The sequence below is a fragment of the Corynebacterium sp. CNJ-954 genome (assembly GCF_001942345.1).
GTDB lineage: Bacteria > Actinomycetota > Actinomycetes > Mycobacteriales > Mycobacteriaceae > Corynebacterium.
This window is the reverse complement of the sequence record NZ_MKKI01000045.1, coordinates 171,065-195,641: the sequence shown is the minus strand read 5'-3', so window position 1 is coordinate 195,641 and position 24,577 is coordinate 171,065. Positions and strand designations below refer to the sequence as shown.

General features: G+C 66.3%; 22 protein-coding genes and 1 pseudogene. 7 read left to right on the top strand and 16 right to left on the bottom strand.

The window, feature by feature from the left end:
* Positions 1–32: 32 nt before the first annotated feature.
* Positions 33–1,100, bottom strand: a complete 1,068-nt coding sequence (locus BJF89_RS17220) for a CNNM domain-containing protein (protein WP_075816275.1) — start codon at positions 1,098–1,100, stop codon at positions 33–35.
* Positions 1,093–2,456, bottom strand: a pseudogene (locus tag BJF89_RS17215) (hemolysin family protein). The gene BJF89_RS17220 and the pseudogene BJF89_RS17215 overlap by 8 nt, the downstream one beginning before the upstream one ends.
* Positions 2,457–2,633: 177 nt before the next feature.
* Here BJF89_RS17215 and mgrA point away from each other — a divergent pair.
* Positions 2,634–3,680 (top strand): L-glyceraldehyde 3-phosphate reductase, encoded by a 1,047-nt coding sequence (mgrA, locus tag BJF89_RS17210; protein ID WP_075816274.1) that lies wholly within the window; start codon positions 2,634–2,636, stop codon positions 3,678–3,680.
* A 33-nt stretch (positions 3,681–3,713) separates the two neighbouring features.
* On the opposite strand, the gene ggt is transcribed toward mgrA, so the two are convergent.
* The 6 genes from ggt to BJF89_RS19820 all read right to left on the bottom strand — a co-directional run bounded on the left by ggt (position 3,714) and on the right by BJF89_RS19820 (position 9,510).
* A complete protein-coding gene (ggt, locus tag BJF89_RS17205) occupies positions 3,714–5,801 on the bottom strand; it encodes a gamma-glutamyltransferase (RefSeq protein ID WP_255372723.1) in 2,088 nt (695 codons plus the stop codon).
* 83 nt (positions 5,802–5,884) lie between these two features.
* Positions 5,885–6,439 (bottom strand): type 1 glutamine amidotransferase domain-containing protein, encoded by a 555-nt coding sequence (locus tag BJF89_RS17200; protein ID WP_075816272.1) that lies wholly within the window; start codon positions 6,437–6,439, stop codon positions 5,885–5,887.
* Positions 6,440–6,506: 67 nt separating this feature from the next.
* Positions 6,507–8,048 carry an aldehyde dehydrogenase family protein gene (locus BJF89_RS17195; RefSeq protein WP_075816271.1) on the bottom strand — a complete coding sequence of 514 codons (1,542 nt, stop codon included), beginning with the start codon at positions 8,046–8,048 and terminating at the stop codon, positions 6,507–6,509.
* 165 nt (positions 8,049–8,213) lie between these two features.
* The gene (locus tag BJF89_RS17190; protein ID WP_083651050.1) at positions 8,214–8,648 is read right to left on the bottom strand and encodes a DoxX family protein; all 435 of its coding nucleotides are present in this window, start codon (positions 8,646–8,648) and stop codon (positions 8,214–8,216) included.
* A gap of 101 nt (positions 8,649–8,749) precedes the next feature.
* Complete coding sequence (locus BJF89_RS19825; protein ID WP_255372722.1) at positions 8,750–9,109, bottom strand: hypothetical protein; 360 nt, start codon at positions 9,107–9,109, stop codon at positions 8,750–8,752.
* Positions 9,106–9,510, bottom strand: coding sequence for a class I SAM-dependent methyltransferase (locus BJF89_RS19820; RefSeq protein WP_255372721.1), 405 nt, complete (start codon positions 9,508–9,510; stop codon positions 9,106–9,108). The genes BJF89_RS19825 and BJF89_RS19820 overlap by 4 nt, the downstream gene beginning before the upstream one ends.
* An 82-nt stretch (positions 9,511–9,592) precedes the next feature.
* Here BJF89_RS19820 and BJF89_RS17180 point away from each other — a divergent pair, with 82 nt between their 5' ends.
* Positions 9,593–10,771 carry a DUF418 domain-containing protein gene (locus BJF89_RS17180; protein WP_158026097.1) on the top strand — a complete coding sequence of 393 codons (1,179 nt, stop codon included), beginning with the start codon at positions 9,593–9,595 and terminating at the stop codon, positions 10,769–10,771.
* Position 10,772: 1 nt separating this feature from the next.
* On the opposite strand, the gene BJF89_RS17175 is transcribed toward BJF89_RS17180, so the two are convergent.
* Genes BJF89_RS17175 through BJF89_RS17165 form a run of 3 tightly spaced genes read right to left on the bottom strand, consistent with a single transcriptional unit; the run spans position 10,773 to position 14,143 of the window.
* Positions 10,773–11,336: a cysteine hydrolase family protein gene (locus BJF89_RS17175; protein WP_075816269.1), complete on the bottom strand. Its 564-nt coding sequence runs from the start codon at positions 11,334–11,336 to the stop codon at positions 10,773–10,775.
* Positions 11,337–11,390: 54 nt separating this feature from the next.
* A complete protein-coding gene (locus BJF89_RS17170) occupies positions 11,391–13,349 on the bottom strand; it encodes an FtsX-like permease family protein (RefSeq protein ID WP_075816268.1) in 1,959 nt (652 codons plus the stop codon).
* Entirely contained in the window at positions 13,346–14,143 is a 798-nt protein-coding gene (locus BJF89_RS17165; RefSeq protein WP_075816267.1) for an ABC transporter ATP-binding protein, read from the bottom strand. Before BJF89_RS17165 ends, BJF89_RS17170 begins: the two co-directional genes overlap by 4 nt.
* A gap of 109 nt (positions 14,144–14,252) precedes the next feature.
* On the opposite strand from BJF89_RS17165, the gene BJF89_RS17160 reads away from it, so the two are divergent.
* Both BJF89_RS17160 and BJF89_RS17155 read left to right on the top strand, forming a co-directional pair.
* Complete coding sequence (locus BJF89_RS17160) at positions 14,253–15,515, top strand: sensor histidine kinase (protein ID WP_075816266.1); 1,263 nt, start codon at positions 14,253–14,255, stop codon at positions 15,513–15,515.
* Positions 15,508–16,212, top strand: a complete 705-nt coding sequence (locus tag BJF89_RS17155; protein ID WP_075816265.1) for a response regulator transcription factor — start codon at positions 15,508–15,510, stop codon at positions 16,210–16,212. The genes BJF89_RS17160 and BJF89_RS17155 overlap by 8 nt, the downstream gene beginning before the upstream one ends.
* On the opposite strand, the gene BJF89_RS17150 is transcribed toward BJF89_RS17155, so the two are convergent.
* Complete coding sequence (locus BJF89_RS17150) at positions 16,194–16,574, bottom strand: hypothetical protein (RefSeq protein ID WP_075816264.1); 381 nt, start codon at positions 16,572–16,574, stop codon at positions 16,194–16,196. The two genes, BJF89_RS17155 and BJF89_RS17150, sit on opposite strands and share 19 nt — an antisense overlap.
* 139 nt (positions 16,575–16,713) lie before the next feature.
* On the opposite strand from BJF89_RS17150, the gene BJF89_RS17145 reads away from it, so the two are divergent.
* Complete coding sequence (locus BJF89_RS17145; RefSeq protein WP_075816263.1) at positions 16,714–17,343, top strand: hypothetical protein; 630 nt, start codon at positions 16,714–16,716, stop codon at positions 17,341–17,343.
* 1 nt (position 17,344) lies between these two features.
* Here BJF89_RS17145 and BJF89_RS17140 read toward each other — a convergent pair whose 3' ends face one another.
* Positions 17,345–18,976: an ABC-F family ATP-binding cassette domain-containing protein gene (locus BJF89_RS17140; RefSeq protein WP_158026096.1), complete on the bottom strand. Its 1,632-nt coding sequence runs from the start codon at positions 18,974–18,976 to the stop codon at positions 17,345–17,347.
* Between the two features lie 522 nt (positions 18,977–19,498).
* Here BJF89_RS17140 and BJF89_RS18960 point away from each other — a divergent pair.
* The gene (locus tag BJF89_RS18960; protein ID WP_158026095.1) at positions 19,499–19,651 is read left to right on the top strand and encodes a hypothetical protein; all 153 of its coding nucleotides are present in this window, start codon (positions 19,499–19,501) and stop codon (positions 19,649–19,651) included.
* 233 nt (positions 19,652–19,884) lie between these two features.
* On the opposite strand, the gene BJF89_RS17130 is transcribed toward BJF89_RS18960, so the two are convergent.
* Positions 19,885–20,349: an SRPBCC family protein gene (locus tag BJF89_RS17130; protein ID WP_075816260.1), complete on the bottom strand. Its 465-nt coding sequence runs from the start codon at positions 20,347–20,349 to the stop codon at positions 19,885–19,887.
* A gap of 165 nt (positions 20,350–20,514) precedes the next feature.
* Between BJF89_RS17130 and BJF89_RS17125 the strand changes: the two genes are divergently transcribed.
* Positions 20,515–20,832: a hypothetical protein gene (locus BJF89_RS17125; protein WP_075816259.1), complete on the top strand. Its 318-nt coding sequence runs from the start codon at positions 20,515–20,517 to the stop codon at positions 20,830–20,832.
* 4 nt (positions 20,833–20,836) lie between these two features.
* On the opposite strand, the gene BJF89_RS17120 is transcribed toward BJF89_RS17125, so the two are convergent.
* Positions 20,837–22,675, bottom strand: a complete 1,839-nt coding sequence (locus tag BJF89_RS17120) for an ABC transporter ATP-binding protein (protein WP_075816258.1) — start codon at positions 22,673–22,675, stop codon at positions 20,837–20,839.
* Complete coding sequence (locus BJF89_RS17115) at positions 22,672–24,429, bottom strand: ABC transporter ATP-binding protein (RefSeq protein WP_075816257.1); 1,758 nt, start codon at positions 24,427–24,429, stop codon at positions 22,672–22,674. The genes BJF89_RS17120 and BJF89_RS17115 overlap by 4 nt, the downstream gene beginning before the upstream one ends.
* Positions 24,430–24,577: the final 148 nt, after the last annotated feature.

Genomic DNA, 24,577 nt, shown 5'->3' with positions numbered 1-24,577 from the left:
GGTTATTTCACCGGGAGGACGGGTGCCGGCGGTCAGGCCACCGGTTGCGGGCCCGTCCCCTGACTGGCCCCCGGCTCCCGGGGCAGAACGAACGCCAGGATCTCCGGCAGGGTGACCACCCGCGGCAGCAGCGCATCATCCGCCACCTGCCCGCTGTCGACGTCATTGCGGACACCGACAAGCTGCTCACTCTCCTCACGCATCCGGTGGAACGCCTCGTAAACCGGTATCGACGCCGGCAGCACCAGCAGCTCACGGGTCAGCGGCGCAGCCGGGGACGTCCGGTCCTCCGGCAGGGTGTCACGCACGTGCAGCACACGCATCCCCTCGCCGTGCCGCGGTGACTCCAGAAGGACGCGCATCTGCGCGGTCTCGCGGGCCGCGTCCTGCACCTCAGCCACGGTCGCCGACGACGACAGGTGGGGAACCCTCGTCCCCGGAAGCTCGCCGAGGGTCCGCTGCTGCAGGTCCAGGGCACCGGCGATCTGCGACTGGAACTCCGCCTCCAGCGCACCTTCCTCCGCAGAGTGCGCGACGAGGTGACGCAGTGTGGCGGCGTCATGGCCCGCGGCCGCCGCGCGGTCGACCGGCTCCACACCAGAAAGCTTCACCAGCCGGTTCGCCACCCGGTTCATCCACAGCAGCAGCGGTCGCAGGAGCCACGCCAGCCCGCGTGCCGGCAGCGACACCAGCCGTGCCGCACGCTCCGGGAAGGCGATGGCCCACGACTTCGGGGCCATCTCCCCGATCACCAGGTGCAGGAAGGTGACGATCAGCAGGGCGACGAGGAAGGACACGGTGTACGCCGCCCCGTCCGGGATTCCCCAGGCGGTGAACAGCGGGTTCAGCCAGCCCGACACCGCCGGCTTGGTCACCGCGCCGAGGGCGAAGGTGGAGACGGTGATACCCAACTGGGCGACCGCGAGCATCACGGTCAGTTCATTGACACCGCGCAGGGCCGCACGGGCCGACGGGCTCTTGTCGGCGATCTCCTCGAGACGGTGACGTCGGGCGCCGAGCAGCGCGAACTCCACCATCACGAAGAACGCGCTCCCCACCAGGAGCAGCAGCGTCACCAGGATCACGGTCAGGTCATTCATACTCGGTCACCTCCAGGTGGACGAGGAGTTCAGTGGGCACGTGGTTGCCGATCTCGGTTACCTCGGCGACCAGAACCCGGCTCTGCGGCCGGTCATCGACCACCTCGCGGGGATCCCTCGGCAACGGCACCGGGATGACCTCGCCGACCTCCGGCAGTGAGCCGAGTTCCTCGATGACGAGACCGGCGAGCGTCTCGAATTCACCGTCGGGCAGTCGTACGTCAAGGACGCGCGAGACCTCGTCGAGGTGCTCGTCCCCGGCGATCCGCCATCTCTCGACGTCGCCGACGACGTCGTCCTCACGACTGATGTGGTGTTCCGGGGCATCGTGTTCGTCGGTGAGTTCACCGACGAGTTCCTCCGCCAGGTCTTCGGCGGTGAGGACACCGGACACACCGCCGTACTCGTCGACGACGCAGGCCAGGCGGTTGTCGGACTCCTCGAGCGCCATCAGGCGTCCGGGAGTGCCATCACCTCGGGTACCACCACAGACTCGCGGACCAGTGTGTCGACCGTGGTCTGCGGGTCGAGGTCCGGGTCGAGGACGTCGTCCAGGTGCAGGACACCGTAGAGTCTCTCCTCTTCCTCATGCGTCTCCTCGTCCTCGACCGAGCCCAGCACGGGGTAGCGCGTGTGCCCAGCCGCCATACGGGTACGGGCCTCGGCCACGGTGGTGCGGGGGTCCATCTCGCCCAGCCGTGCACGCGGGACCATCGCATGCTCGACGGTGCGTTCCGGGAAGTCCAGGATGCGGTCGATGAGCATCGACAGGTCCCGGGGGAGGTCACCGGAGGCCCTGGAATCGGCGACGATGCGCCCCAGGTCCTTGCGGTCCGCAGTGGAGTCCACGTCCTCGACCGGGGTGACGCCGACCAACCGCAGCAGCGCGTTGCTCGACCAGTCGAAGAAGGCGATGATCCAGCCGAAGAGGAACAGGTAGACCTGGGTCGACCGGGCGAGTGCACGGGCCAACGGTTCCGGTGCCGCGATGGCGAGGTTCTTCGGGTACAACTCGGCGAAGATCATCTGCACGACGGTGGCCACGAGCAGGGTGACGGTGGCGGCGACCGCGGCCGTCCCCGCACCGCCGATCATCTCCCCCGCTGAACCACCGATCATCGGTTCGGCGAATTCACCGACCAGCAGGCCGGTGACGGTGATACCCAACTGCGCACCGGAGAGCATGAAGCTTGTGCGCCTGGTGACCGCGAGGGCACGTCCGGCTGCCGCGTCACCGTCTGCGGACAGTGCACGCAGCCGTGCCCGGTCGACCGACATATAGGCGAATTCCTGGGCCACGAAGTAACCGTTGGCGACGATGAGAGCCAGGATGAGGACGATGCCGAGCAGCAGCATCAGCAACGGGCTCACCGGTCACCCCCTGAGGCCGGTGCAGACGTTGCACGGGGCGGGCGGCTGTGGCCGCCCTTCATACTCGGACAAGGACCATCGTCCATGATGGACGCTCAACTCCTTCAGGTAGTGAATGTAAGTGATACGCAGGATACACGATCACGCGTACCCTCGGCGTGCATGAGTGACACCTTCCCCGACATCTACCGTGCCGCCGACGACCGCTACGGCAGCATGCCCTACAACCGCAGTGGGGCTTCCGGGCTGAAGCTCCCGGCGATCACGCTCGGCCTGTGGCACAACTTCGGAGCCGACCGCACCCTCGACACCCAGCGGGCGATCCTCCGGCGCGCCTTCGACCGGGGCGTGACCCACTTCGACCTGGCGAACAACTACGGGCCGCCGCCGGGGTCGGCCGAGGAGAACTTCGGCCGGATCCTCGCCTCCGACTTCCGTCCCTACCGGGATGAACTGGTCGTCAGCTCCAAGGCCGGGTGGTACATGCAGGACGGCCCCTACGGCTTCGGCGGCTCCCGAAAATACCTGGTGGCCAGCTGCGACGCCTCCCTGAAGCGAATGGGCCTGGATTACGTCGACATCTTCTACCACCACCGTCCGGACCCCGAGACACCCGTCGAGGAGACGGTCAGCGCCCTGGACCATCTGGTGCGCTCAGGTCGGGCACTCTACGTGGGTATCAGCTCCTACTCCCCCGCCCTCACCCGGCAGGCTTCGGAGGTGGCACGTGACCTGGGGACACCGCTGACGATCCACCAGCCGTCCTACTCCATGTTCAACCGGTGGGTCGAGGACGAGCTGCTGTCCACCTGCTCCGACAACGGACTGGGAGTGATCGCCTTCTCCGCCCTGGCGCAGGGACTGCTGACCGGGAAGTACCTCGACGGGGTCCCGGAGGGGTCGCGTCTGGGCGACCACAAGATGTCGGAGTCCTTCCTCACCGACGAGACGCTCGAGGCGATCCGTGCGCTGAACGCGATCGCCGCGCGACGCGGGCAGTCACTGGCGCAGATGGCGATCGCCTGGGTACTGCGACGTCCGGAGGTCACCAGCGCGCTGATCGGAGCGTCGTCGGTGAATCAGCTCGACGATTCCCTCGATGCACTGGAGAACCTGGACTTCACCGACGGGGAACTCGCCGAGATCGACCGGTGGGCGGTGGACCGCGGCATCAACCAGTGGGCCGGTGCCACGGAGTCGACGGACTGATCCGGGTCTGACCGGTGCACTCAGCCGCTCCACTCAGCCGCCCAAGACGACTCCCTCACGGCGCGGGTCCGCACCGCCGACGAGGGTGCCGTCGTCCTGACGGACGATGGCGGACAATCCACTGGACTGGTCCTCGGTGCTGACGTCGTGACCGCGGTCCTCCAGTCCGGAGGTGAGCCGGTCGACGGCTTCCCCACCGCCCCCGATCAGCGGGTTCTCACCGCCGACACCGGTCTCTGCGGTATTGCGTGCACCGAAGTTGGGAGACCCCACGGCCTGCTGTGGGTCCATTTCCCAGTCGACGAGGGCGACGATCGTCTTGACCACGAACTGGGGGATGACGGCGCCTCCCGGGGAGCCGAGCACCATCCGGACGTCACCACGGCTGCCGTCGGTACCGTCACTGCCGTCCTTGCGGTCGAAGATGATCATCGGCGCCATCGAGGACCGGGGCCGTTTGGCCCCCTCCACCCGGTTGGCCACAGGGTTGCCGTCCTCGTCGACGGCGTCCTCGGAGAAGTCCGTGAGCTGGTTGTTCAGCAAGAACCCACCGACCATGTGGAATGAGCCGAACGCTGCTTCCACGCTGGTGGTCATCGATGCGGCATTGCCGTCACCGTCGATGACGCTGATGTGGCTGGTGCCGTGTTCGGGCTGGTCCGCGCCCCGGGCGGCAGACATCTCGAGTTCCCCCGGGTCGGCCTCGCCCATCGAGGTCTCCGGGTCGATGCTCTCGTACCGGCTACGCAGGTAATCCTCGTCGAGGAGGGCATCCGGTGAGTCACCGGGCAGCGGTGTGAACGCGGTGTCTGCGACATAGGCGTCACGGTCGGCGTAGGCCAGCCGTTCTGCCTCGCTGACGAGGTGGACCGCCTCGGCGTCGGGGACCGCGCCGTCAGCGGTGACGTCTGACGGCGTGTACTGCCCCAGGTCGGCGTTCTCGAGGATCCCCAGGGCGCTGAGGACGGTGATCCCTCCCGAGCTCGACGGCGGCATCCCGCAGACGACCGTGTCACGGTAGGGGCCGCACACGGCGTCGTGGGTCTCCGGTGAATAGGCGGCGAGATCGGCGGTACTCATTCTGCCGGGCGTGGTCCCGCCCTCACGGCTGTTGACGCGTTCGACGATACGGCGGGCGAGATCGCCGGTGTAGAGAGCGTCGGCGCCACCGTCGGCGAGGGTCGAGAGGGTGGCGGCGTACTCGGGGTTCTTCAGCAGGTCCCCTGCTTTCTTGGCGTCCCCGCCGTTGTCCAGGAAGTAGGCCCTGGCGTCCTTGTCTCGAGCGAGGTCCTCGGCGGAGTCCGCGATGGACGATGAAAGCCTCTCGCTGATCCGGAAGCCGTCAGTGGCCATGCTTTCTGCCGGTGCCAGCAGGCCGGCCCAGTCGACAGAGCCGTGTTTCTCATGCAGCTCGCCGAGTGCGGCGACAACACCGGGGACTCCGATGGACCGTCCGGACCGTCGGGCATCCGGAGTGGGGGAGCTGGTGTCCTCCCGGGACACCTGACTGAGGTAGGTACCGGTGGCGGCGATGGGCGCGGTTTCACGCCCGTCGATGGCGGTCAGGTCCCCCGACTCGGCGTCGTTGTAGAGAATGTAGCCGCCACCACCGACACCAGAAGCCTGGGGCTCGACGAGTCCGAGGACGAACTGGGCTGTGACCAGTGCGTCCGCCGCGTCACCACCGTCACGCAGCACCTCGCACGCTGCCTCTGTGGCGAGGGGGTTGGCGGTGACCACGGAGAAGTTGTCGGTCTGGACCGGAGTCATGCCCTCACGGAATCCTGTGGCGATCTCCGGGTTGGTGGAGATGTCACGTTCCGCGTCTGCGGACGCCGTTGCGGACGATGTGGTCGGTTCCGTCGTGGTCCCGCCACCGGTGTCCCCGGACGCAGATTCTGCTTCTTCGCAGGTGTCCGGCGTCGCCGGTACAGCGGAGGTAGGTGAGGGCTCGGCAGCACCCGTGGAACCTGTGCCCCCTGCTGCGCCGGTGGCCGATTCTCCGCCCCCACCGGCGTCGTCCTCCGGCATCTGGCATCCCGCCAGGAGAAGTGCGGCCGAGGCACCGAGGGCGAGGACCGGATTCCACGTACTGCGTCTGCTGCGTCGCATTCCACTCATTCCCCGATCCTAGCGACGCCAGCCGCGGGTGTGTAGCCCCGGAAAAGGAGAATTCGGGAAGGACCGCGGAACGGCCCCGGCTGTCAGGAGGTGGCGAACGCCGCGACCACGGCGTCGTTGAACGCCGGCAGGTCATCCGGGGTACGGGACGAGACGATGGTGCCGGCGCCCCCGGTTCCCTCACAGGTGTGCGCCTCTTCGTCGACCCAGGTGGCACCTGCGTTGATCAGGTCGGTTTTCAGGCTCGGGAAGGAGGTCAACGTCCTGCCCTTCAGCACGTCGGCGTCGGTGAGGATCCAGCCGCCGTGGCAGATCACGCCGACCGGCTTGCCCCCGGTGACGACCTTGCGCACCAGTGACACCGCGTCCGCGTCGAGCCGCAGTGCGTCCGCATTCGACGTCCCACCCGGCAACAGAATGGCGTCGACCGTCGCGGCCTCGATGTCTGCGGTCCTGGCGTCAGCGGGGACGTCGGTGCCGTTCTTTCCGGTGATCGTCTCACCACCGGGCGTGGCGATGACGACGGTGGCGCCCGCGTCGGACACCGCGTCACGCGGGGAGGTCAGTTCAGAGTCTTCGAAGCCGTCCGTCGCCAGGACGACGACCGTGCGTCCGGTGAGCTTCTTCGGGTCAGACATGGGTGGTACCTCCTGTGGGGTCGATTACTCGTCCGCCCACAAGGGTACGCGCCATGACCGGAACGGATCAGAACAAGCCGTTGGGGTTCTCGTCGTAGGACCACAGCAGGTTCTTCGTCTGCTGGTAGTGGTCCAGCATCATCAGGTGGGTCTCCCGTCCGATGCCGGACTTCTTGTAGCCGCCGAACGCCGCATGCGCCGGGTAGGAGTGGTAGTTGTTCACCCACACCCGGCCGGACTCGATGGCGCGCCCGGCACGGTAGGCGGTGCGGCCGTCGCGGGCCCACACACCGGCACCGAGACCGTAGTCGGTGTCGTTGGCGATCTGGATGGCCTCGTCGAAGTCCTTGAACGTGGTCACGGCCAGCACCGGACCGAAGATCTCCTCCTGGAAACACCGCATGGCGTTGTTGCCCTTGAGGATCGTCGGTTCAACGTACAGACCGTTCTCCAGGCCGTCGACGGTGCGGACCCCGCCACCGATGAGCACCTCGGCGCCCTCTTCAGGGCCGGACTTGAGGTAGCCGGTGATCTTGTCCATCTGCTCCAGGGACGCCTGGGCACCGATCATCGTCGCCGGGTCCAGCGGGTTTCCGGCCTTGATGGAGCGGACCCGCTCGACAGCGAGATCGAGAAACTCGTCGGCGATGTCCTCCTGGATCAGCGCACGCGACGGACAGGTGCACACCTCGCCCTGGTTCAGGGCGAACATCGCCAGTCCCTCCAGGGTCTTCTCCCGGAAAGAGTCGTCGGCGTCCATGATGTCGCCGAAGAAGACGTTCGGGGACTTGCCGCCGAGCTCCAGGGTGACCGGGATGAGCTTGTCCGCCACCGACTTGTTGATGATCTTGCCGACCTCGGTGGAGCCGGTGAAGGCGATCTTGGCGATCCGGTCATTGGCGGTCAGCGCGGCGCCGGCTTCCTCACCGAGACCGTTGACGATGTTGAGCACGCCGTCGGGCAGCAGGTCAGCGATGAGTTCGGCGACCAGCAGGATCGATGCAGGCGTCTGTTCGGCGGGCTTGAGCACGATGGCGTTGCCGGCGGCGAGGGCCGGGCAGATCTTCCACGCGGCCATGAGGATCGGGAAGTTCCACGGGATGATCTGGCCGACCACGCCCAGCGGCTCGTGGAAGTGGTAGGCGACGGTGTTCTCGTCGATCTGCGACAGTGTGCCCTCCTGGGCACGCAGCGCTCCGGCGTAGTAGCGGAAATGGTCGACGGCCAGGGGCATGTCTGCCGCGAGGGTCTCGCGCACCGATTTACCGTTGTCCCAGGTCTCGGCGACGGCGAGCATCTCGAGGTTCTCCTCGAGCACGTCGGCGATCTTCAGCAGGACCCGCGAGCGTTCCTGGACGCTGGTCCTACCCCAGGCGGGAGCTGCGGCGTGCGCGGCGTCGACGGCCTTGTCGATGTCTTCGGCCTGTGAGCGGGCGACCTCGGTGAAGACCTTGCCGTCCACCGGGCTGATGTTCTCGATGTACTGTCCGCCCACCGGGGGCACCCACTGCCCACCGATGAAGTTCTCGTAGCGGGGTTTGAAGGATACGAGGGAACCTTCGGTTCCCGGGGCGGCGTAGGCGTTGCTGGCGGTTGCTGTGGTGGTCATGGTGTGGTGCCTCCCATGCAGGGTTCGTCGGTGCCGGCCTGTTCCGGCGTGTACCGGTCGGTGCCGTTGGCGCGCTCAGCGCTCGTGGTGCCACCGACTAACGTAACCCTTTTCCTCCGTGATGACGACCACTATTTATTCATAGTGTTGTGCCGATCACGATACTCAGCGTGCGAGGTTGCCCCGCCGCCGGCGCAGCAGCCCGTCCACACCGTACCGCCCACCGGCGACGGCCCCGACGAGGGCCGCTCCCGCAGCCAGGACCAGGACCAGTTCGTAACCGCCCTCGCCGACGAAGATCGTTCCGGCGGCCCGGTGTGCGAACCAGAAGGCCCCTGCCATGTCGACGACGACCAGCACCGCGACCAGTGGGGTCAGCAGGCCGATAATCAAGAGGGCACCACCGACCAGTTCGACGACGGCGGCGAAGATCGCCGACGCGGTGGCGAGGGGAACGCCCATGGAGTCGAACCCCTGAGCTGTGGCGTCGATTCCGTTGGTGAAGAACTTCTGCCATCCGTGGGCGAAGAGCGTGACGCCCAGGGCGATACGGGCAAGAAGAATGACGACGTTACTGACGTTACTGACGGTCGTGGACATAGCGGAACCTCGCGGCCTTTCCAGGGGAGAGTAGTTGACGTGTCAACCATATAGTCGATGGTTGACGTGTCAACCTCTTTGTGACGCAGCACTCACCCTCGTCAGAGTCGTCCGACACGCACCGCCACCGGCCAGGAGACCTGACGCGGGCGTCCGTTGTCACCCCAGATGTCCACAATGTCCGACGAGAAGCCCTGGAACAGGTCCGACCTTCCCTGGCGCTCCGCCTTCCGCACAGCCGACCACGTCCCGATGTACCCCAGGAACGCCTCACGGTCCAGGTCGGCGTCAATGCTGAGCTCCGGTGCCTCCAGTTCCTCGAACGGAAACGGCATCGTCCGGTACCCGTCGTCGACGTACCGGCGCTCCGGATCCCAGTACGGGCCGATCTCGTCGTAATAGAATCGTCCGAAACGTTCCTGGACGTCCTGGTCGGAGATCCGGAGGATCCCGTAACTCACCAGGCGATCAGCGCGCCAGGGCGCCCGATACGCCGGGCTTCGGCATAGAAGTCCGGCAACGCGAACCAGTGCGCCGCCTGCGCTGCGGTGACCAGGTCGGCCGACGAATCCGGCACCGGCAGCGCCTCCGCTGAAGCCACCTCATAGGTGACATTCGGATGGTCTGACGCCGCAGCGATCTGCGACTCACTCGGGTCGAAGGCCAGGACACGGTCGAAGTAGTCGGCCAACTGTGTCGAGAGCTGCCCCGTCCCACAGCCGACGTCCACTGCCACACCCGTCGCGGAGGTGTGGTCCGCGAGGAACCCGGACACCTGTGTGGGATAGGACGGACGGAACGTCGCATACTCCGCACCGCCGGTGAACCAGTTGCTGCTCGGGGCCTCCCGCTTGTCACTCATGGGGTTCAGGGTACCGGGGCCGGCCCGGAATCATACCCGGGGCTGACGACCGCCACCACCACAGATGGCATTCTCGGAATCCGTGACCACCACGAACACACGGAAGAACCGCATCATCGGTCTGGACGTCGCCCGAGCTGTCGCCATCATCGGCATGACCGCCGACCACTTCGGCCCCGCGTCCTGGGCACCCTGGGTGATGGGGTGGCCGTCAATCCTCTTCGCCTTCCTCTCCGGCATGTCCATGGCCCTGATGACCAGCCATGGTCTCGCGACCGGGGTGCCGACCTCCGGAATCCGTCGACGCATCGCCGTCCGCGGCCTGATCCTCCTGGTCATCGGCATCCTGCTCGCCTCCGCCGGACCGGACATGATCATCGTCCTGGCGACGCTCGGTGCGTCCTTCCTGCTGTGTACCGCGCTGGTCTCCCTGAGCGGACCGACCCTGCTCGCCCTCGGCACCGCGGGCATGTTCATCCTGCCGCAACTGTCCTACTGGCTACGTCGCGACGTCTTCCCCATGACCGGGGACGAACTCGCCGTGGTCCCCCGCCTGGGCCATTTCACCTCACTGGAAGGTGCGGGCGTGGCGCTGCGGGCCCTGCTGCTCGACGGTATGTATCCCACACTGACCTGGCTACCGGTGATCGTGCTCGGCATGGGAGTGATGACGGTCGGCGTGGACGGCCTGAAGCGCGTCCTGTGGCTGGTCGTCGGGGTCGTCGCCGCGGTGGTCTCCAGCGTCGTCACCTGGGTTGCGGTCGCCTGTTTCGATATCCAGCCCCTGATGATGCAGTTCATGGGCATGCCGCTGCGCGACCTCGCCGACGCGACGGACACCAGCGTGTTCGGGGCGTGGCGGATGTACAGCGCCTCGATGGGAACAACCTCCTCCACGGGCGAGCTTCTGCTCAACGGCGCACATTCGGGCTCCACGCCGGACCTGCTGCTCAACACTGGCATCAGTCTCGTTCTCGTGTCCGCGTGCCTGTGGGCCGGTGATGTCCTCGGGCGGTGGACATTCCCGCTGGCAGCGCTGGGATCGTGCGCATTCACCGTGTACGTCAGCCAGGCACTGGCGTCGGCCGCGATCAACCACTGGCTCCCCGACGTCCACGACGAACCGGGCGTCTCACTGCTGCCGCTGGCCTGCTACCTCGGCATCTCGCTGGTGTTCTGCATGGTGTGGAAACGTCTCTTCCGACGCGGCCCCCTGGAGCAGGTCATGCATGTGGCGTCGACCGGCGGACACCGCGCCTAGATCAGTCGGTCGCGAAGGACACCTGGTCGGCGGTCTCGACGGAGGCGGTCTTCCCCACGCCACCCTGGAACTGCCAGTAGAGGTTCGTGTGCTCGATGACCTGCGCCACCGGCGGCGCGCCCCACTCCGTCTTGTCGCCGGCGGTGTGCGCGTCCGCGACAAGCGTGACGTCATAGCCGCGGGTGAAACCGCCGTGGATGGTGGAGCGGATGCAGGCATCGGTCTCCGCACCGGTGACGACGATGCGCCCGACGCCGAAATCCTCCAGAACCTCGTCCAGGATCGTCCCCTCAAACGCATCCCCGTAGGTCTTCGGGACCAGACGGTCCCCCTCCTGCTGCTGCTGCTGCAGTTCGGGGACGAATTCCCACTCGTGGGTGTTCGGTGGGAGATGCTCGGCCTCGTGCTGAACCCAGACGACCGGGACATTCCCCTCGTGCGCCCTGTCGACCAGGCCCTTCACAGCGCCGACAACCTCGTCCCGGCGGAACGCACCGTCGACGACAAGGTTCTGCAGGTCGATGACCAGCAGCGCTGTGTTGGGGCGATCCTGGAATGCAGACATACCCACAGTGTAGCCTGCGTCACACCTCCGGGGTCGAACCGTGAAACCCGTCCGTCAGTCGTTACCGACCGCCTGCACCGGAGGCGACGCCAGCGCCCGTCGCGTCGCCACCACAGCGGTAACCGTCGTCAGGACGAAGGCCAGCACGGTAATGCCCGCCAACAGTGTCCAGGGGATCGCGATGACGGGCGTCCCGTATATCCGGGCGGTCGCACCCCACAGGCCGACCAGCGACAACACTGCAGCGACCGCACCCAGGAAGAGCCCGATCGTCGTCGCCGCCAACGCCTCCACCACCGTGACGCCCTGAACCTGCGCACGGGTGAATCCGGAGAGTCTCAATGCCGCGAGTTCCGGTCGCCGCTGACTGATCGAGATCGCGAGGGTGCTCAACACGCTGATCAGAGCATAGATACTGCCGAGCCCCACGATCGCGAGCATCACTGCCCGGTTCTCACTGTCCGCCGTACTCCCTTCGTCCGAGGCCATGTCGGTCGGCGCCTGCACCCCGGAAACCCCTGCATTCTCCAACGCCGTCGTGACCGCGCCAGCATCCGCTCCCTGCTCCAACTGGATGAGCAGGGACGTCTCCCTGTCCAGGAGTTCTGGTTCTGTGAGCGACAGCAACGCGCGGTCGATGTAGAAGCCGTCCTCCCCTGCCAGGGTCTCCGCCATGCGGGCCGCCTCGTTCAGGACGATCGGTTCGCCCGCGATATCGACGGTGATCTGGTCCGGGTGGCCACGGACGGCGATTCCTTCCAGTCCCGGCCCGAGAACCACACTGTCGGGCCCGAAATCGGCGATGTCACCGGTGTCGGGGTGCTGGCTGTGGGTTTCCCGGAAAGCGTCCGGATCGACGGCGACGACGGTGCCGGGGCCATTCGACGTCACACCGCCGTCGGTCAACTGGATTCTGAGGGGAACCACCGTCTCCGGCGCGACCAGTGACACGCCGTCAACGTCCCTCACCTCATTGACGACGTCTCGGCTGCCCTCGCCCCCGGGCACGGTACCCAGGAGGTCGGCGTCGAGCAGTCGGGAAGCCTCCGTCTCTGCGGCCTCCGTCTGCGTGTCCAGGATGCCCTGGAGGCCCATCACGAGGCTGACAAGCACGATCATCGGGGCAGCACAGGACGCTGTCCGGCGGACGGCGTCACGGAGATTCGCCACGGCGAGCCCCGCGACCACCGAAGCCTTCACACCCGGCAGCAGGAGAAGTACACGCGCGACCGCCGGGACGAGCAGCGGAGCCAGCTGACTCATGGCGACGGATGCGGACACCACGATTCCCAGCCCCAGGAGCAGCGGGATCAGCACCCCACCGACAACGACGGAGAAAGCGACCTGGACACCCGTCACCACGACAGCGAGGCCGGCGACCACCCATCGCCGGGGCGTCATGACCCGCTGGTCAACAGGACTACGGCGAAGGGCGTCCAGCGGGCTGATCCGTGTCGCCCGGCGCGCGGCACCCCATGCGCCGACCAGACAGACGGTGACAGCGGCGAGGAGGTCGAGTACCAGTACCGCCGGCCGTACGGGCGTCTCCAGCCCCTCGGGGAAGGTGCCCAGGCCGGAAAGGATCCTGCTCTGGACCACCGTCAGCCCGAGCCCGACGGCCGCACCGAGGACGGCACCCGGTACGGCGGTGAGCAGCGCCTCGACCAGGAGGAGTCGTCGGACCTGCCGGCCGGTGACTCCCCCGAGCCGCAGGAGGGCAAGGTCTCCCCGTCTCTGGTCGACGGCGAAGGTCACGGTGGAGCCGACGACGAAGACCGTCAGGAAGGCGCCGAGCATGACCGTCATCCCGGTCAGCGTGCTCGCGCCTTCCGCGGCCTGGTGAAAGTCCTCCACCTGCTCCGCAGGAACGGTCTCCGGGACGGCTGCACCCTCGACCCCGAGAATGATCGTCATCCCTGCGTGGATGATCGCCACACCGATCGTCACCGCGAGCACCGTTCCGATGAAGAGCTGCCACCGGTCGGCGAATGTCCGTGCCGCGAGCCCGGTCATCGTCCCGTCTCCAGATCTGCGAGTGCGGCGGCGATCTGACCGGCGTCGGCACCGCTCAGGGTGCTGACGATGCGGCCGTCGCGGAGGAAGGTGACGTGATCGGCCTGCGCGGCGGCCTGCGGGTCATGCGTGACCATCATGACCGTCTGGGCGTAGCGGTCCACCAGCTGCCGGAGCAGCTGAAGCACCGTCCGTGCCGACGCACTGTCCAAGGCACCGGTGGGCTCGTCCGCGAAGAGGATCCTCGGACGGGTCGCGAGTGCGCGGGCGACGGCGACCCGCTGTTGCTGTCCACCGGACAGCTCACGCGGTTTATGGTGCAGATGGTCTCCCAGCCCGAGAACCTCCAGGGTTTCTGCTGCCACGGATCCCGCTGTGCGTGCACGAGCGCCACCCGCCAGCCGCAACGGAAGCGACACATTCTGCTCCGCAGTCAACGCCGCCACCAGGTTGAACCTCTGGAAGATGAAGCCGACGTCCGTGCGCCGCATTCTGGTCAGCGCGTCCTCTCCGAGCGTGGCAATGTCCTGCCCGTCGAGGGAGACCTGTCCCGTGTCCGGACGGTCGAGTCCGGCCGCGCAGTTCAGCAGGGTGGACTTTCCGGAGCCGGACGGCCCCATCACCGCCGTCCACGAGCCTCGCCGGCAGCTGAGCGTGACCCTGTCGAGGGCGGTCAGGGTGGTTGATCCGGCACGGTAGGTCCGCGTGACGTCCCGGAGGCTGAGCACGGTGTCGGAGTTGGCCGCCGAAGCAGTGGGAGACGTGGGGGAAGTGGGAGAAGTGGATGTGTCCATGCACACCAGACCACCAGCCCGACTGCGTCACCACAGTGGGGCGTGACAGCTGGTTCATGGTAGGGCTGGCCCTACTCCGGCGCCTCACCTCCGCCGATACGATGACAACATGACCGGACGATGGCGCGCCTCCTTCTACACGGCCGCAGTCTGCGTGCGCACCCTCGTCGCGATGGCCGCTGTCTGCGTCCTGCTGGTGCCTCTCGGGTTCGGTCTCGCGGATACGGCGTGGAGCTCACAGTGGTCTGCGGCGGGGACGGCGGCGGGGACGGGGCTGCTCATCGTGGCAGGCCTGGCGTTCCTCGGAAGCGGGTTGCCCGTTGTCGCCCTTGTACTCACCCGCACCGACTGGACGGGAGCCAACGCACTCCTGGACCGCCCCGGTGACGACGGCCCCGCACCCCGGGTCACGGAACCGCGGACGCTGGTCAGGCCGCTCGCCTACACCGCCGTCATGCTCACCCTTGGTGGTGCCGTCGCTGTCCTGGTCTCATTACTCGTGGTGGGCGCAGCCGTAGCTCTGGTGACTCCGCTGATCGTCGGGACCGGCGACCAGGCCGTCATCGGGCCGTTCACGGTGACGACGATCCCCCAGTCACTCACGGCCGCCGCGCTCGCGGCGGTGTTGTTCTTCGCGCTCGGCACAGCTGCGCCACGACTCGCGCACGCCCACGCGTCCTTCGCCGTCCAGATCCTGACCCGGCCCGAGCAACGTCTGCACCGTGACCTCTCCACCACGAGCAGGTCACGCTCACGGCTGGTGCGCGCCTTCGACGTCGAACGCCGACGTATCGAGCGGGACCTCCACGACGGGGTACAGCCGGAACTCATGTCGGTGAGCATGGCCCTCGGGCTCGCCTTGGACGAGATGCCGCCCGACACACCGGGGCGGGAGGATGTGCTGCGCGCCAAGGAGCAGGCGGGCCGGACGCTGGAGACGATGAGAGGTTTCGTGAGGAACATCCACCCCCAGGTACTCACCGACCACGGCCTCGGTGCCGCGGTCAGAGAGCTCGCGGACGCCTTCACACTGGAGGTCACCACCGAGGAGGAACTCGGCCCGCGACCGTCGGCGGACGTGGAATCGAACCTGTACTTCTGTGCCGCAGAACTGCTGGCCAACGTCGCCAAACACAGTGGTGCCGACCGGGTGCTCGTCAGGCTCCTCCGTCCGGATGCAGGCCACATCCAGGTCAGCGTCCGGGACAACGGAAAGGGTGGCGCCGGCGCGCGGCACCGTGGCGGCAGCGGGCTCGACGGCATCGCCGACCGAGCCGCCGCATTCGACGGGGACGTCGTCATCGACTCGCCCCCGGGAGGCCCCACACTCATCACCGTCACCGTGACCACGGAGGGAGAAGACCATGCCTGACACCGCGCTGTACCGGGTCGTTGTCGCAGAAGACAACACCCTGCTGCGGGAAGGACTCCAGATTCTGCTGGAGCGCAACGGGTTCACGGTGACCGACGCAGTGGGCGATGCCGAGGAGCTCCTCCGAGCCGTCCACCGGGGTCCACCTGACGTGGTCATCACGGATGTCCGTATGCCACCGGACTTCCGGTGCGAAGGACTCACCGCGGCGGTACAGCTGCGCGAAGAACAGCCGGGTCTGCCGGTCGTCGTGTTGAGTCAGTACATCGAACAGAGTTACGTCGCCGAACTCCTGGACAGTCCCGGAGGCCCGCGCGGAGCAGGAGGCCTGGGTGGCAGTCGCGGTGCCGGCATCGGGTATCTCCTGAAGGACCGGGTCAGTGACGTCGCGGAGTTCGCCGACACCGTGCGCCGTGTCGCGACCGGGGGTACGGCCGTCGACCCGGCCGTCATCAGTCAGTTGATCAATCGACGACAGGATCCCCTGGAGCGGCTGACGCCCCGGGAGCGTGAGGTCCTCGGTGTGATGGCGGAAGGACACTCCAACGCCTCGATCGCGCAGCGCCTGTTCATCTCGGACGCTGCAGTGGTCAAACATATCGGCAATATCCTGATGAAACTTGATCTTCCGCCGGACGACGGTCGTAACCGCCGCGTGGCGGCGGTTCTCGCCTACCTTCAGGGAGCGGTCCGCTGACCGTCGACCATGACCTCGACGCCGTCCGGCACGGTGATTGACCAGTTGGCCTCGCAGTAGCCGATGACGCTCCCACCGCAGGGGGTGTCCAGCGTCAGCTCGTCATCGGACAGCGACCATGCCGGGGTCTCCGGTTTCTGCCCCATCGTCCGGCTGCTGACGTTGACGGTGACTTCATCGTGCGCATCCGTCGATTCGACGACGTTGACGGGCTGGTTCTTGTTGCCGTGGGTTACCCACAGCTCTGAACCGGTGAAAGCGAATGATTCCTGCTCCGAGTGTTCGGACGTTCCGCACCCCACCAGGGCGAGTGAGCCGACTAAGGGGACGAGGGTGAGAGCTGTGCAGAGTGTTTTCTTCATGCTTCACAGTTCATCGTGCCTGGCCACGAGTCACCATCCACTGACACTGTCTATTAGCGGTAGGGGTAGCCCTACGATCTGGAGTAGTGTTGCTGAGGAAACATATTCTGCATGATTCCACGACACTGGAGAGTGCCCTGTGAAAGTCGGAAGGAAATCTACTGGCCTGGCGCTGGCCACCGGTGCGGCACTGGTGCTGAGCGCGTGCGGCGGCGAGGGGGACGCCGCCCCGTCGACGGAGTCCGCGGCCGCGCCGACGGAGTTGAGGGGAGCCCCCGCCTCGGAATCCGCCGCTGCCGCCTCGCAACCGCCCGCTCACCCCACGACGGAGGATCCGGAGCACTATGCCGTCGACGACGGCGGCTACATGTTCACGCTTCCCGACGGCGGGATCTGCTCCATCGACGGTGCGCTCAACGACGAGGTCGGCTCCGACTTCGCCTGCCTGCTCACGCTCGACGAACCGATGACGTCTGAGGACGACGAACCCACAACGGGCCTCGAGTACCGGGACAACATGTTCACTCCGAGTGCCGCATTGGCGGATCCGCAGCTCCAGAAGAAGTTCTCTGATTCTGACGCTGAAGCTCTCGGCCCGCAGTCCGAGCTCACCGTCGGCGACTACCAGATCACCGTAGAAACCGAGGATGAGTACGGCTTCGGCGGCAAGGCCGGAGGCGACTTCTTCGTTGCGATTCAACACGTCACCAGATTCTGGACACCCCGCCCTGACTGGGTCCCTGAGCCGAACTTCCCACCGATCAGCTGAACTACAACTCCAGCCGCTCGCCGCGCCACCGTCGCCGTAGCCACGCGTCGTGGGAGGCGACGACCACAGCGCCGGGATAGGTCGGGATCGCTTCCTCCAGAGCGGTGACCAGTGACAACGACAGGTGATTGTCGGGCTCGTCCAGCAGCAGGACGTCCGGCGGTGCGGCGAGGAGCACTGCCAGCGCGACGCGGCGCTGCTGCCCCAGGCTGAGTTCTCCGAGCACCCGGGACTCATCCCTCGGATGGATCAATCCGAACGTCGACAACGGCACCGTCTCCGCGAGATCGTCGCCGAGCAGGTCACGGTAGGTGCGCTCCACCGTCCTGTCCGGGCCACGTCCGACAGGATCCGGCAGTTCCACCTCCTGTGTCAGGTGGCCCACGCTCACCCCGGCCACGGTCACCGTTCCGGAAGACGGGGGCAGCACTCCTGCCAGCACCTCCAGCAACGTCGATTTACCGGAGCCGTTCGGACCAGTCACCAGCAATTTCTCGTCACCGTTGACAGTCAGGGACATCCGTCCCAGCCGACCGGCGACACTCACCTCCGACGCAACGAGAACGGGCCCGGTCTGCCCCTCGGTGTCCTTGCGACCCGCCGCCGTGAGCCCGGTGAAGGTCAGCTCCTCCGGTGGTTTGCGGACCTGCGACTCCTCCAGCTTCTCCAGTCGCGAACGAGAATCGTTGACCCGTCGTGACACAACTTTCGCATTCCGGTCGCCGTAGAACTTCTGTGCCATGCGTGTTTCCGTTCGCGGCTTGAAGTTCACGTGCCCGACCTGGTGGTTGTCCCGCACTCCGGCACGCAGTCGCTTCAGCTCGGCCTGCTCGTCGCGGTACTGGCGCTCCCACCGTGCCCGGACGTCCTGCCGGGCCGTCAGGTAGTCGGTGTAGTTGCCGGTGTACCGGGTGACCCCGCCGGTCACACCGACCTGCGAGGGCGCGGGATCCAGGTCGATCAACGAGGATGCCGCACGGTCGAGGAACGCACGGTCGTGGCTGGCGAACAGCACCGCACCTTTCCAGGTGTTCAGTACGCCAGCAAGGTACTGTGTCGCGGCATCATCCAGGTGGTTCGTCGGTTCGTCCAACAGTAGGATGTCCGGACGGTTCAGCAGCAGCCACGCCAACGACAGGCGGGCACGCTGACCACCGGACAACTCCCCGGTCCGTCGCTCCTGCGGTACCGCGGCCAGGCCGAGGCCGGCGAGGGTCGCCGAGATGCGCGCGTCCGTCTCCCACACGTCGAGACGTTCGGCGACGTCGAGGGCAGCCGTATAAGCCTCCGCATCGTAGGGGTCCGCCGCCAGCTCCAGATCGACCGCGGCCTGCCTCTCCGCTGCGACGGCGGTCTCGAGGGCATCGTGGACGCTCTCGTCGTCCCGGAACGGGGCCTGCTGGTGCAGGAGTCCGACACGCGACTGCCCGACATCCACCGTCCCTGCAGTCGTCGCGCCGACCGGCAGGGAGCCGTGGATCGCGTGCAGCACGGTGGACTTCCCCGAACCGTTCTCACCGATCAGACCGACACGTTGACCAGGCGACACAGTGAAGGAGACATCGGTGAGGACCCGGTTTCCGGCGATCTGGACGGACAGGCCGTCCACGCAGAGCGGGGACACCGTTGACATGGGGGATGGCGTAAACATGGGGGAACTCCCTGAGTGGAGAAAAGGTGTGTCCCGCCGGGCAGATGGCAACGCCTCAGGCGCAGGACGATTCAGGGGTTCTACTTCCGCATGTCTTAAGAACCTAGCAGCGGCAACAACCGGCCGCAAGGGCCCCGGCGCAGTTGCCACGTCCCTGCCTAGGCTGGCGCACTATCCGTCCCTTCCCCTCGCGACGAACACCGAGGCCAGGGCAACAATGTCAACACCTGCAACAAGCCCAGCTGTCCAGGGGTGGTTCAAATATGCCAGGTAACCCGCGAAGAACAGCACCGCCACGACTGCGATTAAGCCGAGGACCTGCCCCCTGAACACGGCTCGGGGAGGCGCGATATACGGTAACGTCCGTGCCACCTCATCAGCGTGAAGTTGTGAAGCAATCGCTTGAACATAGACCTCATACAACTCCGGTGTGTCCGCCCGCATTCGCACCATCCGCTCATGATCCGGACTAAGCAATGGTAGATGTAGGTGATTCTCCTGCAGATGAGCAGTTACCTGCGTGAAGAGGACGGGATTGTCGCTGAGCTCCTCTGCGAGTTGGTCTCCGAGAAAGCGACTATGCTCGCGTCCACCAGAATCTGGTTGATGCTCCTGCGTGGTGGAGGCGGTGGCATCATCTCCTGCATTCGCCGGTAAGTCGTCGAGCCCTCCAGGTCGAAAAGACTGCCCACTCCGGTCAGCAGCCCACGCCGCGTCTTCCTGGGGTTCTTTCGAGTCATGACCCATACCCTACCCTGTCCTGCATCTTTTCTGGATAGCTCTCGCTTCCGCTGATCGCACGAAACACTATGCGCTCCACGTCGTGAAGCGGAGGGTTCTCGCGGGAAGCCGCAGGAGCCTGGGGACAACTCACAGGGTGTGGAAAGTGGTTACCCCTCGAGGATCTCCTTGATGTTCTGCAGGGTCTCAGTGATTCCGTAGGTGGCGGCGTCGCGGCGGTCCGCTTCCTGGGCAGCTGCGTCATCACCGAACTTCTGCCGGAAGTACGCTTCACCCTCCTCTGTGAAGGCGGTGAATTCCGTGAGCACCGTGGCATCCTCCCGACGGTTCACCGGCTCCATCCGGAAGCCCCACCGTGTTCCACTGGAGGTGACCCGCCAGGTGAATTCCTGTCCCGGACGGGAGGAGACAACTTCGGAGACCGTCGACCATTCCCGCTCCCCTCTGCGGTTGTGCCCGGTGAACCTCGCCCCGTCGCCTCTGTCGTCCGCGTCCCATTCCGCGCGGTAGCACTGGGCGCTCCACTCGCCGGTGCGCGTGATGTCACTGACGAGGTCGAAGACCTCCGACGGGGCGGCGTGGACGGTGACGGAGTCGCTGATCTCATAGGCCATGGGTCTCAGCGTAGCCCTCCCGGCCACATCTGCTACCGGAGTCCTGGTGTGCGTGACACAATCCGGGTCTTCGTGCCACGACGTGCCGGATTGTGTCACTCACTGCAGCACGGTAGGGCTGAAGTACGGCTACACACGGAATCTGACGACAGGAGGATGCCCGCGATGCATTTCAAGATGATGAACGAGTACACGGTCGACTGGCCGTTCTGGAACGTCTGGGCCACGACGAGCGAGCACCCCTACCTGTGCGCGGAGGAGGACCCGCCTCTCCCCTGTCTTCCGGACGAACTGTCGCAGGACATCCGCCGATGGGCGCGTCAGTTCAATGACCACTTCAGCTGGGAGACCGGCTGGCCGTCCGGCGACATGGCCCGCGCCCACGAAGAGGAAGGACGGCGCCTGCACGAGCGGGTCGTCGCTGCCTTGCCCGAGGACATCGTCGACTTCCACTACTGGGAGACCGACGTCACGGGCAGGTGACGACCTACACCGCCCCACCGGCGGCGAACTGGCTCCGGTACAGCTCGGCGTAGGAGCCGTCCGCCTCCAGCAACTCGTCGTGCGACCCCTGTTCCACGATCGACCCGTCGACCATCACCAGGATGCGGTCGGCGTCGCGGATCGTCGACAACCGGTGCGCGATCACGAAGGACGTGCGCTGCGCACGAATCGCATTCATCGCCTTCTGGACCAGCACCTCGGTGCGGGTGTCCACCGACGAGGTGGCCTCGTCCAGGATCAGGATCTCCGGCTCCGCGAGGAACGCACGCGCAATCGTGATCAGCTGGCGCTCACCGGCGGACACCGACCCGCCGTCCTGGTCGATGACCGTGTCGTACCCCTCCGGCAACGCATGGACGAACCGGTCGACGTACGCGGCCTTCGCCGCGGCCTTGACCTCGTCATCGGTGGCGTCCAGACGCCCGTAACGGATGTTCTCCAGGATCGTGCCGTCGAACAGCACCGCGTCCTGCAGCACCATGCCGGTGCGCGACCGCAGCTCGGCCCTGCTCATCGTGCGGGTGTCCACCCCGTCAACAAGGATCGCACCCGAGGTGACCTCGTAGAACCGCATGATCAGGTTCACCATCGTGGTCTTGCCCGCGCCGGTGGGGCCCACGATCGCGATGGTCTGCCCCGGATCCACCTCCAGATCGAGGTTCTCGATCAACGGAGTCTCCGGTGAATAACCGAAGGAGACGTCACGGAACTCGACCCGACCCCGACGCACACCGGTGGCTGGCTCGACCGTCGCCTCAGGATCAGGATCCTGCTCCTCGGCGTCGAGGAGCTCGAAGACCCGCTCGGCCGATGCGACACCGGACTGGACCATCGTCATCATGCCGGCGAGCTCGCCGAGCGGCTGGTTGAACTCACGGGAGTACTGGATGAACGCTGTCGCAGCACCCAGGGTCATCTGCCCGTTAGCCACCCGGAGGCCACCGAACACGGCGATGACCACGTAGCTGAGGTAGTTCAGGAACTGCATCAGCGGCATCATCATGCCCGACAGGAACTGGGCCTTCGCACTGGCCTGGTAGAGCTCCTCGTTCCGCTCATCGTAGGTCACCGACATCTCGTCCTGACGGCCGTAGGCGACAACCAGGTCGTGGCCGGTGAAGGACTCCTCGACATGGCCGTTGACCTTGCCGGTCCCGGCCCACTGTGCACCGTACTGCTTCTGAGCCCGGGTACCGACGATACCCACCACGATGGCGGTCAACGGCAGGGCCAGCAGGGCGATGATCGCCAGCTGCCAGGACACCCGGAACATCATCACCGTCACACCGATGATCATCATCGCCGAGTAGGCGAACTGGCTGAGCGCCTGCTGCAGTGCCTGCTGGACGTTGTCGACGTCATTGGTCGTCCGCGACAGCAGGTCACCGGTCTGCCGGGAGTCGTAGAAACTCAACGGCAGGCGGTGGACCTTACGCTCCACGTCGGTACGCAGCTCCACGATCACCGCGACGACGATCTTGTTGAGGATGTACCCCTGCGCCCAGTTGAACACCCCGGCGACGAGGTACATCCCCAGCACGATGCCGATCAACCGCCCGAGTTCGGTGAAGTCGATGCCGGCACCCGGCTCGTTGTTCCACACCGACAGCACACCGTTGTAGATCACGTCGACCGCGTCGCCGAGAACCTTCGGTGCGTAGACGGTCAGCACCACACAGACCACCAGCAGGACGAAAACCCATGTCAGTGCGATCTTGCGCGGCGCCATGAGCGCCACCATCCGCAGCGCGGACGGCCAGAACGCCTTCGCCGAGCGCGGTGCGGACTCCGCACCCCGGTCAGCAACCTCTGTGTCACTCATCGCTGCGCCTCCATCTGCGACTCGACGATCTCCCGGTAGGTCGCACTCGACTCCAGCAGGTCATCATGGGTTCCCCGGGCGACGATGCGCCCCTTCTCCAGCACCAGGATCTGGTCGGCGTCACGCACCGTCGACACCCGCTGGGCCACCGTCACCACGGCCGCATCCCGGGTCTTCGGGTACAGCGCCGAGCGCAGCGCAGCATCGGTGCGCACGTCCAGTGCCGAGAAGGAGTCGTCGAAGACATACACCTTCGGCGCCGCCACCAGGGCGCGGGCGATGCACAACCGTTGGCGCTGACCGCCGGACACGTCGGTACCTCCCTGCGCGATCGGTGAGGCCAACCCTGCGGCCTCCCCGTCACCACGGCTGCGGACGAAACCGTCAGCCTGGGCCACGCGCAACGCCTCCCACAGCTCGTCGTCGGTGGCGTCGGTGCGTCCGAAACGCAGGTTGGACGCCACCGTCCCGGAGAACAGGTACGCCTTCTGCGGCACCAACCCGACGTACCGGGCCAGGTCCTTGCGCGGCATCGACGCGACCGGCACACCGTCGACGACCACCTCCCCCGACGTCGGCGCGAACAGCCGCGGAATCAGGTTGACCAGCGTGGTCTTGCCCGACCCCGTCGCACCGATCACCGCGGTGGTCTCCCCGGGGCGCACGGTGAAACTGATGTCGGTGAGCACCGGGGCGTCCGCACCCGGGTAGGTGAAGGACACGTCGCGGAACTCCAACTCGCCTCGCACCCCGTCCGGCGACACCGTCTCCGCCGACGGATCGGACTCCGGCTCGACGATGGACGGCTCGTGGCCGAGCACGTCCTGGATACGTCCGGCACACACGATCGCGCGCGGCAGCATCATCGCCATGAACGAACCCATCATCACCGCCACGAGAATCTGCAGCAGGTACTGCATGAACGCGGTGAGGGAGCCGACCTCGATCGCACCGTCCGCCACCCGGTGACCGCCGAACCACAGCACCGCCGCCGTGGCGGCGTGCAGCACCAGCATGATCACCGGCCCCATCAGCACGAACACCCGTCCGACACGTTCAGACACCCAGGCAACCGCCTGGTTGGCGTCCTCGAAACGCTTCGTCTCGAACTTCTCCCGGACGAACGCACGGATCACGCGGATGCCGGTGATCTGTTCACGCATCACACCGTTGATCGCGTCGATCCGCTCCTGCATCGACCCGAACAGCGGCACCAGACGGGCGACCATCACGCCGACGATGACCAGCAGCACCGCCACGGACACCCACACCAGCCACGACAGGCCGGCGTCCTCCCGCAACGCCATGACGATGCCACCGATGCACATGATCGGCATGGTCACCATGAAGCTGAGGAACATGACGAACACCATCTGCACCTGCTGCACGTCATTGGTGCCCCTGGTAATCAGCGTCGGTACGCCGAAGGTGCCCATGTCCTGCGAGCTGAACCGGTCGACGCTGCGGTACACGTCGCGGCGGACGTCACGGCCCACCGACATCGCCAGGCGGGCGGCGCACCATGTCGCGGCGACAGCGGTGATGACCTGGACGAACGCGACGGCGATCATCACGCCGCCGGTCGACCAGATGTAGCCGATGTCACCGAGGGACACGCCCTTGTCGATGATGTCCGCGTTGAGTCGGGGAAGATAGAGCGTTGCGAAGGTGGAAACGGTCTGGAGGATGAGGACTGCCACCAGCAGCCCCGGATACTGTCGGGCGTATCTGCCCACGAGCCGGAGTAGTTGCACCCGGACAGTGTAGGCGATTATATGGCTGACCTGCCAGGAAGTATGGGTTTAGTAACGGCCACGGCCCGAGGGCACAGGTCACGGAACCATGCGTTCACTGACCTGGGCACTCGAGGTGTCCAGCGCCGTCACCGAGGAGACCGACAAC